Source organism: Candidatus Methylospira mobilis (assembly GCF_009498235.1).
Taxonomy (GTDB): Bacteria; Pseudomonadota; Gammaproteobacteria; order Methylococcales; family Methylococcaceae; genus Methylospira; species Methylospira mobilis.
This window is the reverse complement of the sequence record NZ_CP044205.1, coordinates 1883090-1900813: the sequence shown is the minus strand read 5'-3', so window position 1 is coordinate 1900813 and position 17724 is coordinate 1883090. Positions and strand designations below refer to the sequence as shown.

The following is a 17724-nucleotide window of genomic DNA, read 5'->3' as shown; positions in this document are numbered from 1 at the left end:
ATATGAAATTATTAGTGATATTATAGCCATGAAAAAAACATTAATCATTTTTCTGTTAATATATACATCATTTTCTCAAGCGGCGTATTTTATGGATTCGGCAGAGCTAAAGGAATTGCTGATTGATTTTGACGCTTATCAAGAAAACAGAGAGATCCGCTACATGGCTAAAGCCAGCCAGTATGTCGGTTATGTAACTGGCGTCGTTGATTCTCTGGATGGATCCCGGTTCTGCCTGACGAAAGGCGTTTCCGCAGAACACGCATCGGGCATCGTATCAAAGTATCTTCGGGATCATCCTGATGGCTTGGATCGTCATGCTTCAGAGATTATAAGCACTGTACTTGCCGCCAGTTTTCCTTGCCGCCGTTAAGTCTTACGACTAATCAATAAAATTGTCTCATGCCGGGTGCCGAAAGAGCCGCTGCGGCTGGAGCATCTTTTTTAACATGGAACAAAACGACTCTTTTCGGCCCATATTCTCAATCTACCGTTATGCGTCAAATATATAAAGGAGGAACGGCAACGTACGCCTAGCTACCGCTATCCTGTTTGAACGCCTCTCTGAGGAACCCCGCCCCAAGGTAAACCAGATAACCGATCACCGGTATGGACATCGCCATAATCAGGTCGGCGTTAACCGGCAAGCCCAGCGATTTGAGCCCGTTCATGACAAGGCCTACCAAACTGACGGCGGCGTAGGTAATTGCGGCAACGGAAAGACTTTCGATGGTCTGCTGCAAACGCAACTGGATTTCCGAGCGGCGGTTTAGCTGGCGCAACAGCTCCAGATTTTGCTGCTCGCGCCGCACGTCGATCCGCGTTCTCAGCAGCTGGTTGGCGTGTCCGATACGCTTGGACAGCTGATGCAGCCAGTTATCGACCGCATCGCAGGTGCGCATGGCCGGATTCAAGCGCCGGTTCAGGAACTCGCTGAATGTCGGCAAACCTTCGATACGGGCTTCACGCAGTTCCTCAAGACGTATATCCACCAGCGAAGCATAATTGCGCGTTGCATTAAAACGCGCATAAGTTGCCGAGATGCGGTTTTCGATAACGCCGGCCAGATCGGTAAGCTGCTCCAGCAGCCGTTCGTCCGACTCGCAGGTTTCATCGTCCAGCGCTGCGGTAATTTTTACCAGTTGCGCGTCGGCTTCCTTCAAGGCAGGCAACAGCGGGCGCGCTTCGGGCAAAGCCAGCAAGGCCATCATGCGATAGGTTTCGATTTCCAGCAGGCGCTGCATGGCCCGGCCGGCTTGACCTGAAGACAACTGGTGAGTAAAAATCAAAAAGCGGCTATAGCCATCCTCGGCTATGCGAAAATCGGTAAACGCCTCGCCGGCGCCGGCCGCGATTTTGGCGCCTATCACCCGATTACCCGAAAAAAGCGCCGATAGGCCCTGCGGGGTAGTGTCCAGCACTTGTCCGCTACCCGGCACGATGGCCACCTGCGCCGCCACCAGCAACTGGCCGGGCAGATTATCCAGCCATTCCTGCGGCAGGCTCCCGCTGACCGGGTTATCGAACAGGGTTTCCGGCCGGCAGGGCCTGAAGAACATGTAGGAGGTAAACTCTTCATGCCGCTCGACCTTGAGACGGAATTTGCCCAAATCCGCGAACAAGCCGCGCCGCTTGTCCGTTAACTCATTGGTGATATTGAAATGCCGGCAAAGTCCGTGCAGATGGTCGTTCTCACGTTCGCGCTCCTCGCGGTTGACCAGCAGCGCCAGATAGGATAATTGCTCGGGGGCGTGAAGCTCGACATGAGGACGGGCATGAACTTCATCGTTCAGCCATTCGCGCTGGGGATACTGTTGCATAACACCTTACAAATTATATTATATTAGTTAACGGAGTTAGCGCCGGCGCCCTAATCCCAGCTCAATGCGCCGCCGGTCTGATATTCGGTTACCCTGGTTTCGAAGAAATTCTTCTCTTTCTTGAGATCCAGCACCTCGCTCATCCACGGGAACGGATTATTCACGCCAGGATATTGTTCCGGCAGGCCGATCTGCGCGCAACGCCGGTTGGCAATAAACTCCAGATACTCCCTGAACATCGGCGCATTGAGTCCGATCACGCCGCGCGGCATGGTATCGTAGGCGTACTGGGTTTCGATGTCTACCGCTTCGCGTATCATCTGGATCATGTCGGATTTGAAGCCCGCCGACCATAGCTGCGGGTTTTCCAGCTTGATCTGGTTAATCACGTCGATGCCGAAATTCATATGCATGGACTCGTCGCGCATGATGTACTGGAACTGCTCCGCGGTACCGGTCATTTTGTTGCGCCGCCCCATCGACAGGATCTGCGTGAAGCCTACATAAAAGAAAATGCCTTCGAAAACCACATAAAATGCGATCAGCTCGCGCAGCAAACGCTGATCGTTTTCCGTAGTGCCGGTATGAAAATGCGGATCGGACAGATACTGGGTAAACGGCAGCGCCCATTCCGCCTTGCGCGCAACCGCAGGCAGTTCGCGGTACATATTGAACACTTCGCCTTCATCCAGCCCCAGCGATTCGACGACATACTGATAGGCGTGGGTGTGCAGGGCCTCCTCGAAAGCCTGACGCAGCAGGTACTGACGGCATTCCGGGTTGGTGATATGGCGGTACACCGCCAGCACCAGATTGTTGGCCACCAGCGAATCGGCGGTCGAGAAAAATCCCAGATTGCGCTTGATGATGGTGCGCTCGTCCTCGGTCAGTCCGTCCGCGCTTTTCCACAGCGCGATGTCGGCATTCATGTTGATTTCCTGCGGCATCCAGTGATTGGCGCAGGCGTCCAGGTATTTTTGCCAGGCCCACTGGTATTTGAACGGCACCAGCTGATTCAGGTCGGCGCGGCAATTGATGATTTTCTTGTCGTCCACCTGTATGCGCCGCGCGCCGATTTCGATATTTTCCAGCCCCGTAGCCCCGCTCAGCACCGGCAAAGCCGCGCTGGTGCCGCATAGTGCGACCGCCGTATTGCTCTCGCCTGGCGCTTGCGTCGTTATGGCCGGTTCAAAGGCTTCTTCGCTGAGATTTCCCGATGCAAAGGGAAGCGCCGCGGCACTGCCGCCGGCGTTGCTTTTAAATGTAGCCAAAGGGTCGTTCCAGTCGAGCATGAGAGTTCTCCTTACTTTAAAGTGGTTTCGTGGATCTGAACAGGCAATAACGGGTCAACCCCTCATTAAACAGCTTCCACTGCGCCAAAGCCACCTTGAAATTAGCCGTCTGCGCCTTTTTACGCAACCCCAGCGTCTGCATCGCGATCTGCATCGGATAAGTCCATAGCGCCGTCATATACATGCGCCGCGACGAAGGCAGCGTTTCCCTGGTCGCTTCGGTAACCTGCACCTGCTCGAAGCCGCACTCTTCCATGCCCTGCTGAAATTCATCCACGGTGGAAAGATTCGGCACCGCCCAGCCGTTCAGGCAGTCCATGATCGCCTGCCATTCTTCATCGTTGAATTCGCGCCGGGTGGGAAAGCCGTCGCAGGCGATCAAGGTGCCGCCCGGTTTCAGCACGCGGTAGGCCTCGCGAAAAAAATCGCGTTTATCGGTCGCATAGCAACTGCTTTCCACCGCCCATACCACATCGAACGAGGCGTCGGGAAAAGAGGTGCGGCAAAAATCGGCGACCTGAAAATCCACCTTGTCCGCCACGCCGTGCCGGACCGCATTACGCCTGGCATGTTCCACCTGCTGCGCGCTGACGGTAACGCCGGTCGCCCGGCAGCCGGCGTTTTTTGCCAGCCAGATCGAACTGCCGCCTATGCCGCAGCCGGCGTCCAGCACGTGATCGCCGGGTTTGATGTCTGCCGTTGCGCACATGATGCGATTTTTATTGAGCAGCGCCTGGCTATGGGTTTTGATGCCCTCCTCCCAGTAGCCGTAATGCAACGCCAGATTTTCGCTGTTGAACCACGCGGTGCGATAATCCCAGTAGCAATCGTCGTAATGTTTGACGGTATCGACGCGGATTTCCGCTTCGCTGAAAGCCGCGCCTTTGCGCAGGGAATCGGTGCGGTAGTCTTTGTTGGGTTCCAGATAGTGCATAAGTTCTTTCAATTTTAATGAGTAACGAGCTGCGTCAATTTTCGGACCATCAATGCCCCCAATGTTTCTCGGTCAACGCGCCGGGCGCGCGCGCAGCCGGGTCTTCGCTGATATCGACCTTGACGTCGCCTAATGGCTTGCCGTCGATTTCCAGCCGCGTAATGCCGTTGCCCTGCTGGTAACGGCAACGAACTTCGTGCGCCAGATTTTCCGACTTGCTCCAGACCAGCAGCGCCTGACCATTATCGTCTTCTATCCTGGTCGGCGTATATAACGGCCTGTCCAGATGCGCGCCGGCCGCCTTGCTGCAGATGACCTGGGCATAGTTGTTCAGCTTGTGGCGGTCCATGATGCCGCCGTAGTTGCTGTTCTCCTGCTCCGGCGCCAAACGCTGATAGGCCACCAGCAGCAAGCCGCCCGCAAGCACGCATAACAAAATCAGCGCTGTTTTCGAGTTGTTCATGCGTAACCGTTCTTACTGGCAGGCTTCGCACTCGGGATCGAGAATAGAACAAACCTTGGGCAAGGCTTCGTCTATCGCATCGAGCCGCACCGCATTGAGCTTGCCTTCCGTCAAGGTGCTTTTCTCGACATGGGTAGCCCCCATGGAACGCAGGTAGTAAGTGGTTTTAAGGCCGCGCAGCCATGCCAGCTTGTAAAGCGCATCCAGTTTTTTTCCATTGGGCTCGCTCATATACAGGTTCAACGACTGCCCCTGATCTATCCATTTCTGCCGCCGCGACGCCGCCTCGACCAGCCAGCGCGGATCGATTTCGAAAGCCGTGGCGTAGAGCTGCTTGATCTCGTCCGGAATGCGCTCGATGCCCTGTACGCTGCCGTCGTAATATTTCAGGTCATTGATCATAACCGCATCCCACAAGTCCGCCGCTTTCAGATCGGCCACCAGATAAGGATTCACCACGGTGAACTCGCCGGACAGATTCGATTTCACAAACAGGTTCTGATAGGTCGGCTCTATCGATTGCGACACGCCGCAGATATTGGAAATGGTCGCGGTCGGCGCTATCGCCATGGTATTGCTGTTGCGCATGCCGATTTTCTGCACGCGCTCGCGCAGGCCGTTCCAATCCAGTGTAGAGGAACGATCCATCTGCAGATAACCGCCGCGTCCTTCTTCCAGCAAGCGAATCGAATCGATAGGCAATATGCCTTTGCTCCAAAGCGAACCCTGAAACGTGGAATAGGCGCCGCGCTCCTGAGCCAGATCGGTAGACGCCTGTATTGCGTAATAACTGACCGCCTCCATGCTCCGGTCGGCGAATTGCAAAGCCTGCTCGGAAGTGTAAGCGACCCGCATCCGGTAAAGCGCATCCTGGAAGCCCATGATGCCCAGACCGACCGGACGATGACGCAAATTCGAGCGCCGCGCCTGCGGCACGCTGTAATAATTGATGTCGATAACGTTATCCAGCATACGCATCGCGGTTTTTACCGTGCGCGCCAGCTTTTCCAGATCGAGCACGCCGTCGCCGCCGACATGAGCCGCCAGATTGACCGAACCCAGATTGCAGACTGCTATCTCGTTGTCTGAGGTATTCAGCGTAATTTCCGTGCACAGATTGGAACTATGCACCACGCCGACATGCTGCTGAGGGGAACGCAGATTGCAGGGGTCCTTGAAGGTAATCCAGGGATGTCCGGTCTCGAACAGCATCGACAGCATCTTGCGCCACAGCGATAAGGCAGGCAGACGCTTATACAACGCAATCTCGCCGCGATCCGCCCTGGCTTCGTAAGCCAGATAGGCCTGTTCGAACGCCGCGCCGGTCAGCTCGTGCAGATCGGCCACGTCGTTGGGAGAAAACAGCGTCCACTCGCCCTCTTCCGCCACGCGCTTCATGAACAGATCGGGAACCCAGTTGGCGGTATTCATGTCGTGAGTGCGGCGGCGATCGTCTCCGGTGTTTTTGCGTAAATCCAGAAACTCCTCGATATCGATATGCCAGGTTTCCAGATAAGCGCAGACCGCGCCCTTGCGCTTGCCGCCCTGATTAACGGCGACAGCGGTGTCGTTGGTTACCTTCAGAAACGGAACCACGCCCTGGGACTTGCCGTTGGTGCCCTTGATGTGCGAGCCCATGCCGCGCACCCGCGTCCAATCGTTGCCCAGCCCGCCCGCGTACTTGGACAGCAAGGCGTTATCCTTGATCGCGCTATAGATGCCGTCGAGATGGTCCGGCACCGTGGTCAGATAGCAGGACGACAGTTGCGGACGCAAGGTTCCGGCATTGAACAGCGTCGGCGTGGAAGACATGAAATCGAAGGAGGACAGCAGCCGGTAGAATTCGATGGCGCGCTCTTCGCGGTCGATCTCGCCGATGGCCAGACCCATGGCCACGCGCATGAAAAAGGCCTGCGGCAGTTCGAAACGGTTTCCGTTGGACTGTATGAAATACCGGTCGTAAAGGGTCTGCAGCCCGAGATAGGTAAACTGCAAATCGCGTTCCGGCTGCAGTACCGCGCCCAGGCGCACCAGATCGTAATTCAGCAAATCCGGACTCAAAAGCTCCAGTTCCACGCCGCGTTTGACATAGTCGATCAGGTATTCGGCATAATGATCCGCCATTTCAGCCTGAGTTGCTTCGTTATTGCCGCTATTCAAAAAGCTCAAGGCTTCCTGACGCAGGCTGTCCAGCAACAGCCGCGCGGACACCTGTGAATAATTGGGCTCCTGTTCGATACGGGTTCTGGCGGTCATTACCAGCGCCGGAGCAACATCTTTTTCCGGCACGCCATCAAAGAGATTGCGCAGCGTTTCCTCGTATATCCAGTTGGCGTCGGTACCGGCCAGCCCTTCGCAGGCCTCGTCGATAATTTTACGGATGCGCGCTTCACTCAACACCGTCCGCGTACCGTCGGCCAGGCTGACATGCAAGAGCGGAGACGTGGACGCGGATTCGCTTTCACGCGCTTTCTCGGCGCGCAGGCGCGCATGCTCTTCGCGGTAAAGCACATAGGCGCGCGCGACTTTCTGATGCTCGGAACGCATCAGCGCCAGTTCGACCTGATCCTGAATATCCTCTATATGGATGGTGCCGCCTGAAGGCAGGCGCCGGAACAGCGCACTGATAACCTGGCCGCTCAACTCGGCGACTGTTTCGTGTATGCGGCGGCTCGCGGCGGCCTGACTGCCTTCCACGGCAAGAAAGGCCTTGGTGATCGCGACATTGATTTTGCTGCCGTCGAATCCCGTTACTTTACCGTTACGCCGGATGACGCGAACCTCGCCCGGCGCTGCCGCCCGAATCTCGGCCGCGGAAGCCGCTTCATGCGATAGAGAAGAATGAGCGGAAGGCGGAGTTCGCAGTGGTGCGGTTTGTGTTTCCATATGACGGCATCTCCAGGCTATAGTACAAAGTAGCCACACTATAGACTGTGTCTAAATTACAAGTCAAGCACTAGATAATGTGTTTTCCTGTAGAGAACCTGTGGATAAGCCGTGTGCGGCCGACTGCATCCCCAAGCGCCGCCGTTAACACGGATATGCTGCTGAGCAATTGTAACTATTCTGAGAGCGGTTGAAAAATCAGGACCGAAGCAGTCGGAAGCGGGGTAAACCGACCGAGACACGCCGTAAAGACCGTCTGCGGACATCTAGGCCGCAAGACGGTCTCCGCTGGCTCACGCCCACTTCATCTCATCAGGGGTGGCTGAATAGTCACAAATAATTTAACCGGCAGCCTATACATAAACATCCGGCATCAGCCGGCGTTCGTTGACGCAAACTCCCAGTTGAGCAGACGGTCGAGCACCGCATTGACATAATCGGCGCGGCGGTTCTGATAATCCAGGTAATAGGCATGTTCCCAAACGTCTATCGCCAGCAGCGGTTTCATGCCCGTTGTCAAAGGAGTATCGGCATTGGCGGTCTTGATAACCTTGAGCCTGTCGCCATCGAGAACCAGCCACGCCCACCCGCTGCCGAACTGCGAAACGGCCGCGGCGGCAAGCTCCTTTTTGCAGGCGTCAACGCTCCCGAAGGACGCCTCAATTTTTTGCTTCAATGCGGCAGGCGGCTCTCCGCCTCCCTTCGGTTTCAAACTGTTCCAATAGAACGTGTGATTCCATATCTGCGCCGCATTGTTGAAGATCGCGGCTTTATCCGCCCGTCCCGCCGTCGCGGTGATAATTTTTTCCAGGGTCAGATCGGCGTATTCGGTTCCCGCGACAAGCTTGTTCAGATTGTCCACATACCCTTTGTGATGTTTTCCGTAATGAAAACCGATGGTATTGGCGCTGATGACCGGTTCCAATGCATTTTCGGCATAAGGGAGCGGCGGCAGGACGTGGAGCGCAGCGGCTTGCGCGCTTCTGGAAAGCCCGCCCGTTGCTAACAAGGCAACGCTGCCGGCGGACGCGATGAGAAAACCGCGGCGATCAAGCCGGAACGCGGGGTTGTTGCTGTCAGTTTTGTTCATAATCAACCTCTATACTAAGGAGGGGTAGGCGACGCGCAGCTAATAGTAACTCCATATATTCGGTATTTGCACGGATAAAATAGCCTCGGTATTCCATCATAATCTCATGGTCTTATGCTTTTACCGTTCATAGTCATCAAACGCCTGAGGAACAAAAACCTGCAAGCCATCGAGACATAAATAATCGATCAAATCGAGACAACGCGACGCCCATTGATCCTGTCGATGCTGGTGATATGTACGGAAAATCAACTTACCTAATGACAATGCATCCCGCCCCTGTTGCTCCGGGCGTGCAAACAGTTTTTCACAAGCAACACAAGTAATGCCCGGAAGCCAATATTGCGAATTTTCCAGCGTGTAGATAAGAGGAAATGAATGCTCATGGTATGCAGAACTATCGCAGAAAGCCCTGACCAGGTCTTCGTAGGTTTCCAGCGATTCGTCTTTGATCTGGGAAAAACAATACGCGGCTTCCCGCCTGATGCTACTATCCTCATCATAAAACAGTTTCAAAAGTTGCGACTCGCACCATGCGCGGTCGTCGGCATTTCCCAAGTTTGCCGCCGCCACTTGCGTAACGCCCAACCGTTGCGCAAAATTCCCTGATAATGCTTCATCGGCTAATGACTCAGCGCCTTCGTGTTTTAACGCGGCCCAAGCGGCAAGAGAAGCACCGGCATGAGCGACGCCGGTATGCGAGGAGCGCAGCATGGTTTCGACCAATGGCCGAACCGTGTCGAAATGCTCCTGGAGCGCAAAAGAAATGGTGCGTCTAACATCTACGATAGCAAGCAGGCGCTCGTCCTTTTCAATCAATGTAGGCAGTAACCTGAGCGCCAGCGGCATATCATGATTCGAAACAGCAACCAAAACCAACGCTACACATGAACTTACCGCGACGCTGGCATCGTTAAGCATACGCTCAATAGTTGGAAGAAGCCGGGATATGTAACCGGCATGCCTGTTAACCAGATCACGAATCGCCCTGGCAGCGCGTCCGCGCACGGTGTTGACGCCGTGCCCGAGCATATCGCCGTTGTAATATAACTGCCCGCTTGACGACTGCTCGTTCCACAGCTCTGTAGCCGGATCGGAATGTTCTGTCGCCAGCCAAGAGAGCATTTCCAGCGCGTCATCCGGCAGAATATCTTCAATACTCCCGAGTAAATCGGCTATGGATTTTCCGCATTCTTCTCTCGACTCTTCATAAGCTTTACGACAAACCGCCAACTTCAATTCAGTCGTTACCGCCGTTCCTTTTAAACCATCGAGCGCGCAGCCAATATAAACGGGATTTGTTCCGGCAGGGAATTGCAGGCTTAAACGAGCAAAGCGCTCCGGCTTTGACTTAACCAGCGTACCCAATTGCTGGGCGAGTTGGATGGCGCCACCCTTCTCCGGCCTATGCCAATCCAAACGCTCTTCCGAATCGTATTTTGCAATTGCTTTCAACCATTGCTGATCGGTCATTTTATTTGCGGCCATCGATTCTATCGGAGAACCAACGCAATATACACGAACACCGTGTGGCGCCTCATCCGACTCGGGAAATTTTCGTTGCAGTTCGGCAAAGCGCTGTCGTGTTCTGGAACCAAACAACTCGGCTGGTATTGCAGACAGCAGAGAAAAGCTTGCCAGACCAAAGCTGCTGCCTCTTCCGGCTTTGCGCTCGCTTTCCGGACGGTAATTTACAATCGCCTCTTCGAGCTTTTTGCGATTCTCTGGCAAACATAGCGGGAATACAGCGCGAATGGTTTGCATCGCCACCCAATATGGACTGTCGCTGTATCCACAATCGAAACGCCACGACTCGCTACTCAACAAGCCGGCAGCCTCGTCGGCAAAATGCACGGCTCCAGCAGCATACAACGATAGCAACAAATAGTTGGCAATGTAGCTCTCGTGCTGCCTGAGCCCGGCAACAACATCACTGAGCTTATCTGGTCCTTGCTGAGCAAGCGTCGCCAAAGCGCTAACAAGCGAGGAAAGGTAAGCGCTATCGATTGTCTCGTATCCATGTGTCTTAATCAGAATAGGCCAGACAGCGCTACGTCGTGGCGGAGGGTTGTTGTCGATATACATCGTAGAACTGGTTATTATTTCCAACACGACCGGCAATACGTGTTGAATGAATACTTCAGGCGCTTGAGCCGCCGCGTTATGAAAGTGCTTTTCTGCAAACTCATCGTATCCGAACAGGTTATGCCAACAAGCCTCCTCTCCATCTTCTTTTGCTTTTTGCCATAACAGCAGCGCCCTACGCGTCAACCAATGCGCCATGATTTCCGGCACCCAAGTCGGTTGAGCATTCGCTGTTATGTAGAGCATGCTCCAAAACGTCCCATTTGAAACGTGACGGTCTTTTGTCCCATCCAGAGTACCGTCATCAAGCAGCCGAAGAAACAGATTGAAAAGCGGTCTGCTATTTTCAATTCGAACAGCTTCCATCAGATGGCGTAGCCGATCTTTCCATAGCCCTTCTTTTCCTACATACGGCTCCAGCAATTCAGCTACGCGATTTCCGGCATGGCGTTGGTGTAGAGCTAAGTATTTCACGGCCATATCGATCAGGTTTTCGTTGGCGGATGCCAGCCAGCCCGAAACAAGACCGCGCCGGTCGGCCAGATAAAACCAGGAATCCGATCCGAAAAAATAGCGCCAAACCAGTTCGGATAGCTTGTCGCAGCTTTCCTCGCCTTGTGCCAGCGCGGTTAATTTCCGTGTAAACCAAGGCTCCAGCACCGTCCATTCGTCATTGTTCGGATCGGGCATCGTCAGCGCCTGAGCCAACGCGAGGTCTTTCAGATGTATGCGTATCTGTTGATCAGTCAGCAGTTTTTGTAACTCAGTACAGTATCGATGAGGGTCGGAATCCCGAATATAAGCCAGTACCTGACGAAGCTGTGCGCGGTAAAAAAGGTGCTGCTGCTCTCGTCTCGGTAAATATTCGACAAAACTCTGCTCTTTGGATATGAACAGGCGGGCAAAGCAGTAATCGAAGAAACTTTCATGACCGAAACCGTAGCGTTTACCGTCGAAGCTCAGAACGCCTTCCGAGGCCATTTGCGTAGCGTAGTTTTTAAATGGGTCCAGTTTTTCTTTTATAATCGACAATTGCTGTGTACGCGTCATTTCTTCGCACAAGAGACGAATAACATCCAACCATTGATCGTGCGATGATTTGGAGCGCCTATTTACCGCTTCATATTTGGTTTCCCAATAATTATCAAACAGCTCCTTTGCTGTATTGAACGCCGGAGCGACAGCCGGATCGACGCGCGCGCTTAGAAACAATGCGAGATTTTGCGGCAGTCTCAACAACTTCAATTGTCTCGGATGAAACAGTTCGAAACGAAAATGGCCAGATAATAGCACTGCCTTGACTTCGTCGAGAGTGAATGGGCTAACGGCAATCCTGGCGTCCTGAGCCGATAACAGTTGGCGCAGCCGATGATCGTTTTCAAAATCAAAATCCCGACACACCAATACGACATGCAGATTATGACGAACGCGCAACGCACGCACTTCCAGCATCAGCGCTTCGACCGCATCGAAAAAATCGGCATTGCGTCCTGAAGTCGTCGATACGGCGTCAAGTTGGTCGACTACCAACACCGCTTGCTGCGATTCGGCAACCGAGGCAAGCAGTAAAGCGGGCGATTCTTCGAGATCGAGTTTGCAACCCAGTTCTTTCGTCGTCGTCACCGGCTCCAGATTGTCCAGCCGGAACGCCAATACCGGAATTTCGCGCTCGCGTAAAGCCTGAACCAGCTCGATTACACAGCCGCTTTTTCCAACTCCAGCTTTGCCGGTTAAAACATGATCGGCGCCTTGTTCACTACCCTCGATACGTTGCAATAGGGTTCGCGTTGCCTCCCGCAAAATTAGCTTATCGCCAATCAACGATTTACGTTTATTTTCCAGGAATTTATCCGTAACCTGGGTCACGATGGCCGGAGCCGTCTCCGGTGTTACCGCGCGCAATAAATATCCTTGATTTTTAAGCAGGGTGATGAGCTGATTGCGGGTAATGGATTGGTGAACGGAATCGAGTGCTATGAGGTAAAGGGCATTGCATACATCAGCTGATTTCTGAAGAAACAAAGCTGTAGCGCCCCATTTGACTCGATCTTTGAGGCTCGCTTCGTCTATGGAACGCACTTCAATGCGCCGCAAGACATCATGGGCGTGCTCTTCCGATGGGGTTCCCCAGCAGATCAAAAGCTTCTTGAATTTTTCGTCCTGTTTCGTCGCGGCTAAAAATAGCGCTTTGAACTCCGATACGGATTCCGCATCTCGCGCACGCTCCGTCAACTCGCGAAGCTCAGGACTATCACTGCTGGATACAAAAACAAAGCGTGCATCGTTTCCGCTTAGCGCTTTATATATGGCTTGCAATAGTTCCGTTGATTTATTTCCGAGCGTAGCCAGACTCCACTTACCGTCGGGATGACTACGTTTTGCCTGATGCAGCTCGTGAACTCCGTTGCGAGTCAGCACAAATTCTGCTTTTTCAACGCCCGGATCTTCTATACGAATGCTACTGGCAGATCCATGCAACATGTCGATTAGTTGCGAAACCGTCCACCACTGCTCGTAACGGTTGCCTAGTTTGCCCGAAGCGCCGCCGGGAAATGTCATACAGTCTGGAATCCGCTTGTTGGTTTATAAACTGGCGAGAAAAGATGTTGCAAGTGTACTATCGTCTATCCAAAGTGACGATGTATAGTTTGAAACGGATCATGCGAAGGTCAATGAAGCATTGCCAAACGAAAAGGATAAAGACAGCCTATCGAATGAATACTGAGTCTTTTTTTCTCAAGTAAAAACTGCTGATGACAGTAACCAAATACCGCAACTATACGCTAACTGTCAATTTTGACAGGTTGTTTCTTGCCGCTCTTGCGCTATTCTGTCAATACATAACGAGCAGCCGGATTCCTGTTATCAGCAGGCATTAAGGTCTAATGCTCATCAATTTTCATGACATGTGGCGGAGTGGTAATTATGCGCGGACTGGAACCCACTTATATGATGGATCTGGTTGAAGGCAAGTTTGCCGGAACCAGCCGTCAGCAGCTTGCCGATATTTTTAGCGATTTCAGGAACGATGCCGCTAAAAACGCGCTGCTCATACATTTTCACGGAGGCCTGGTAAATCAGGCCTCCGGTATTCAAAACGCCATTGATCTCAACCAGCAGTACGCCTCCACACAAACCGGCTGTCTCTTCCCGATCTGGGAAACCGGGCTTTGGGAGGTGTTGGAGCGAAACTGGCTGGATATTGCCGGAGATACCGTTTTTCAGATTATCCTGGATCGCGTGCTTAGCGCGGTATGGGCCAAAACCAGGGAAGCAGGCGGCAACCGCGGCATGACTCTGGATTATCTACCGGGGACTTTCCTTGTTTCAGACCTTCTCGATAGCGCGCAAGGGATAGGGGATATAGCGCTGCCGTTGGCGGACATTGACTTCCAGGGGCTCGAACCGCTGACGCCGCTGCAGGAGCAGCAGTTGCAGGTCGCGTTCACCCAGGATACGCGGTTGACGGGCGCAATTCAGGCCGCCATCAATGCGCATGTCGCAAGTACCGATGATACGACTCGCGCCGTTTTTTCCGATATGCGGGTGCAGCCGAAAAAAAGTGCCATGGACCCGATGGTTCTGGACAATCTTGCGGCAAGCGCTGCCAGCATGCGGGGAATTCCCCTGGAAATCGCCTTGCGCGTTCTTGGCATAGTCAAACTAGTCATCTTTCGTTTCCTTGAAAAAAAAGATCATGGGCTGCACGCAACCGCTGTGGAGGAAATACTGCGCGCGTTTTATCTGGCGACTGTCGGCGCCGGCGTCTGGACGCAAATAAAAAGCTATGCGCATGAGGCGTTTCAGGGCGATGCACAACAATACGGCGGCTCAGCATTGCTCGAAGAAATTGGACAACTGCCATCCGATAAAAAGGTTCTGCTGGTTGGACATAGCGCCGGATCGATTTTTATCTCCGAACTGCTGTCAGCGGCGGTAAAACGCAACATCAAGTCAGCGTTCGGCGTGATTTTTCTTGCGCCTGCCGCACGTTTCGATCTTTTCGCCGACGCACTGAACAGCGCCGGGGATTTGGTCGGCGATTTCCGCATGTATACGATGACCGATCAAAATGAATGCAGCGACATTCTCGTTCGTCTCAACAACAAGGGCGGCGGGCTTGGCTGGTTTTATCCGAGATCCCTGCTGTATTTGATTTCAGGCGTACTCGAGCCGGATGTGGATAGCCCCATTGTCGGCATGCAGCGCTTTTATAATCCGCACGTCTGGAATGGAAACAACGTTGACGTGAACACGCTACGCAGTTATGTCACCGCACCGGGAACTGACCGGGTATGCTGGTCCGTCTGTTCCGGCCCGAATAAAAAACTGTGCGCCAACGCGCGTTCCCACGGTGATTTTGGGCATGCCATAATGCTGAACGGCATACGTAATTCGACCGTGGATGCCATTCGGGAAATTCTTTCGTCCGGCGCTTTTTGACATCATGCGGGCGCGCGCGTTACTGGTCGGCATAAACTGCTATCCCGGACTCGGAAGTCTGGACGGCCCCGAGAATGATGTATCCGCCATGGAACAGTGGCTGCAGTCTGCCGCCGGGGGTGAACTCGCCCCGTCGGATATCACCAAACTGACCACTACAGTCTGCAATTCGAACGGACGTCCCGACAACTATGTTCGGGCGCGGCCGATAATGAGTCAGATCTATGAGTGGGTGGATCAGTTGATTTTTGATGGCGGTCCACAGCAAGTGGATTTTCCGCTCGGAGCCCGTTTGTATCTGTTTTTTGCCGGCCACGGATACCATACAACCGGAAATACAGCGATTTTCATGGCCAATGCCTGGGCCAACAACCTCGGGGAAGCGATTCCAGTGCGGGCGCTGGCCGAGTACGTGCGCAGCTATTCATTATTCAGAGAGGTGGTTCTGATTGCGGACACCTGCCGCGAACTGATCAGCTTTGCACCCGACGTATTTTTTGCCCGTAAACCCGCAACCAATCCCAATGCGGAACAAGTACGCTGGTTCGAAGCCTATCCCTGCCAGGTTGGAAGCAAAACCAAAGAGCTGCAGTTCAACAATAAACCCGGCGGCGTGTTAACAAATGCATTTTTATCGGGGGTTAATGGATTTGCTGCAAGAAACAGGGATGTCCGCTGCGATTATCTCAAGTCGTATATGATTAATGCCGTTCAACAAAAGCTGGGGAGTTCGCCCGAGATCAATTGCAGCGACCAGGCCATGCTGTTTTCTATCGCTCAGGCAATCGATCGCAGCACCCGTTTAACCGTAACACAAAAGGCAGGCGCATCGGCTGGACAGACATTACTGATCGATGGTTTAAACAATCAGGAAATCGCACGAAAGGATTTGGCAACCGGGCCATTGCAGCGGGATGTGACCCCCGGTTTTTATTTTCTGCGCCGCAACGGCTGCGCTGATAAACCGATTTGCGTCGCCTGGGAAAATACCGATGTCGAATACTGAATCCCTGAAATATCGCGTCGTTATCGATGCCGGCAACGACATGGTTGAGATCATAGTCGTAGACGGACGCTTTAATAAAGTCGAATCCGGCATTCGCAAAATCGAAACGGCGCTTCAAGCCGGACGCTATCTGGTCAAAACGCGGATAGGCGACTCGGTTGCCGAGAGATTTATTGCCGTGCCGGAGCAGTCCGTAGTGAACATTCAGCCGGAAACGCTCGTCTTTGACTCGGCTATTCCCGTACTTGCTGCCCCGGTGCCGGAGGTGCTCGAAGCGGAAAGCCGTCTGATTTCGAATGTGCCTGTACCTGAGCAGGGCGAAGGGGTTATTTCGGTATTCGTACGGGGCTCAAATCCCGATAGCGCTCGAGACGGCGCACTTTCCCTCTACGCCTGCAGCGGAGCAAAAACCCGTTTGATCAGTCCGGATAAACCGGTTACAGAGGGCAAGCGGGAACCGATCACAGGTTTCTCGATCAAACTGGCTTCCGGAGGCTATATCCTTCAATCCAGCGGAAAAAATGGGGCTGGGGCTATTGAAATGATGCTGTGGGTCAGTGAAGGATTCGAAACCAGGGTCTATTTGGAATACCCGGAACGGGATTCCGCCAGTAAATCGGAACCGCCGTCCGATCAGCGGTCACGCCGGAAATTCGATTTATCGCGCGCCTCCATCGCGATGCTTCTTCCGGGAACCGATATAACCTCGGACGCAGCGTCTAAGGCTGTTCGCGCCCTGGAAATGGCGCGTACCTGCCTCATTGCCGAACGCCCGATAATGCTTCGTCAAATTCTCGAAACATCCTGCAAAGAGCGGATAGAAAACCCAATGCTGGTTATTTTTGCTGCCCACCTGACGAGGTTAGGAGCCTCAGCCGAGTCCGATTTGCGGCTATTGACGGCGGTTACGGAAAAACTCGAGCAGATGGTACCCGGCCACCCCGATGTGAAAGCGCTGCAACTCTGGTTAGGCGATCGCAGTTGTCTGCCCATCGATAGTCCGCCGATGTTGAAATCGAGCTGGGCTATCATTGCAGAAAAAACGGCAGCCGATGAATATGCAGTGAGAGAAGATAGCCTGACCGCCTGGGTAGGGCCCCATGTAACGGCAAGCCGCCCGTGGCTCGTCTGGCGCGGCGAGGCGGAATATCCTCGCTTTATCGGGAATCAGGAAAGGTCGGATGTAAACGATGCGCTGAAAAAGCTGTTGAAACACTTCCCAGGACGAATCAGGCAAGAAAGACCGGAGGCAGGCGAGGATGTAGCGAAGCAGCCGCTGGAACAGCCTGCAGGGCAAACGAACAGGGATAATGCCGATACCCGATCCGTCGCCGGATCAGGCTTTCGTGTTTTGGGGGGGACGCCGGCACCAGGCGTTTCAAAAAATCTTTCGGCAGTAACTGCCAATATTCTCGCAACAGACCCGACACCGGCTTTTCGATACCTTTCCTCGGAAGAGCTTCCGGCCGATATCGACACAAATACTTCCGATATGCAGGTGACGCTGACCGGATCGAGGTTGGGCTCAACTTTTCTCGAAGCGCTGCGCGATAGTGACCGCTTCGAAAACGACCCTGTTACCGAGATCGCCGAGCGTCTTCGGTTACCCAGGGTTACCGTTATAAACGAATTACGCGCATTAAAAATACTGCAAAATTGAGAGACGATTATTTTTCAGGGATAACCGGGGAGCTTCAAACGCCCC

The 17724-nt window shown here is 53.6% G+C and carries 11 protein-coding genes; 4 read left to right on the top strand and 7 right to left on the bottom strand.

Going from position 1 to position 17724, the window contains the following annotated elements; all coding sequences use genetic code 11:
• Positions 1-28 precede the first annotated feature (28 nt).
• Positions 29-373, top strand: a complete 345-nt coding sequence (locus tag F6R98_RS08350) for a Rap1a/Tai family immunity protein (RefSeq protein ID WP_153248622.1) — start codon at positions 29-31, stop codon at positions 371-373.
• A gap of 160 nt (positions 374-533) precedes the next feature.
• Here the strand turns inward: F6R98_RS08350 and F6R98_RS08345 are convergent, their stop codons facing one another.
• From F6R98_RS08345 to F6R98_RS08315, 7 genes are all read right to left on the bottom strand, one after another.
• Positions 534-1820: a DUF3422 family protein gene (locus F6R98_RS08345; protein WP_153248621.1), complete on the bottom strand. Its 1287-nt coding sequence runs from the start codon at positions 1818-1820 to the stop codon at positions 534-536.
• Between the two features lie 50 nt (positions 1821-1870).
• Entirely contained in the window at positions 1871-3112 is a 1242-nt protein-coding gene (locus tag F6R98_RS08340; protein WP_153248620.1) for a ribonucleotide-diphosphate reductase subunit beta, read from the bottom strand.
• Between the two features lie 16 nt (positions 3113-3128).
• Positions 3129-4046, bottom strand: coding sequence for an SAM-dependent methyltransferase (locus tag F6R98_RS08335; protein WP_153248619.1), 918 nt, complete (start codon positions 4044-4046; stop codon positions 3129-3131).
• A 49-nt stretch (positions 4047-4095) separates the two neighbouring features.
• Positions 4096-4509 carry a hypothetical protein gene (locus F6R98_RS08330; RefSeq protein WP_153248618.1) on the bottom strand — a complete coding sequence of 138 codons (414 nt, stop codon included), beginning with the start codon at positions 4507-4509 and terminating at the stop codon, positions 4096-4098.
• A gap of 12 nt (positions 4510-4521) precedes the next feature.
• The gene (locus F6R98_RS08325) at positions 4522-7395 is read right to left on the bottom strand and encodes a ribonucleoside-diphosphate reductase subunit alpha (protein WP_153248617.1); all 2874 of its coding nucleotides are present in this window, start codon (positions 7393-7395) and stop codon (positions 4522-4524) included.
• 373 nt (positions 7396-7768) lie between these two features.
• Entirely contained in the window at positions 7769-8350 is a 582-nt protein-coding gene (locus F6R98_RS08320) for a superoxide dismutase (RefSeq protein WP_228125229.1), read from the bottom strand.
• 255 nt (positions 8351-8605) lie between these two features.
• Positions 8606-13129, bottom strand: coding sequence for an NACHT domain-containing protein (locus tag F6R98_RS08315; RefSeq protein ID WP_153248615.1), 4524 nt, complete (start codon positions 13127-13129; stop codon positions 8606-8608).
• 366 nt (positions 13130-13495) lie between these two features.
• Here F6R98_RS08315 and F6R98_RS08310 point away from each other — a divergent pair, with 366 nt between their 5' ends.
• Genes F6R98_RS08310 through F6R98_RS08300 form a run of 3 tightly spaced genes read left to right on the top strand, consistent with a single transcriptional unit; the run spans position 13496 to position 17679 of the window.
• The gene (locus F6R98_RS08310; RefSeq protein ID WP_153248614.1) at positions 13496-15013 is read left to right on the top strand and encodes a hypothetical protein; all 1518 of its coding nucleotides are present in this window, start codon (positions 13496-13498) and stop codon (positions 15011-15013) included.
• A complete protein-coding gene (locus F6R98_RS08305; RefSeq protein ID WP_153248613.1) occupies positions 14976-16019 on the top strand; it encodes a caspase family protein in 1044 nt (347 codons plus the stop codon). Before F6R98_RS08310 ends, F6R98_RS08305 begins: the two co-directional genes overlap by 38 nt.
• Complete coding sequence (locus F6R98_RS08300; protein ID WP_153248612.1) at positions 16006-17679, top strand: hypothetical protein; 1674 nt, start codon at positions 16006-16008, stop codon at positions 17677-17679. Before F6R98_RS08305 ends, F6R98_RS08300 begins: the two co-directional genes overlap by 14 nt.
• Positions 17680-17724: the final 45 nt, after the last annotated feature.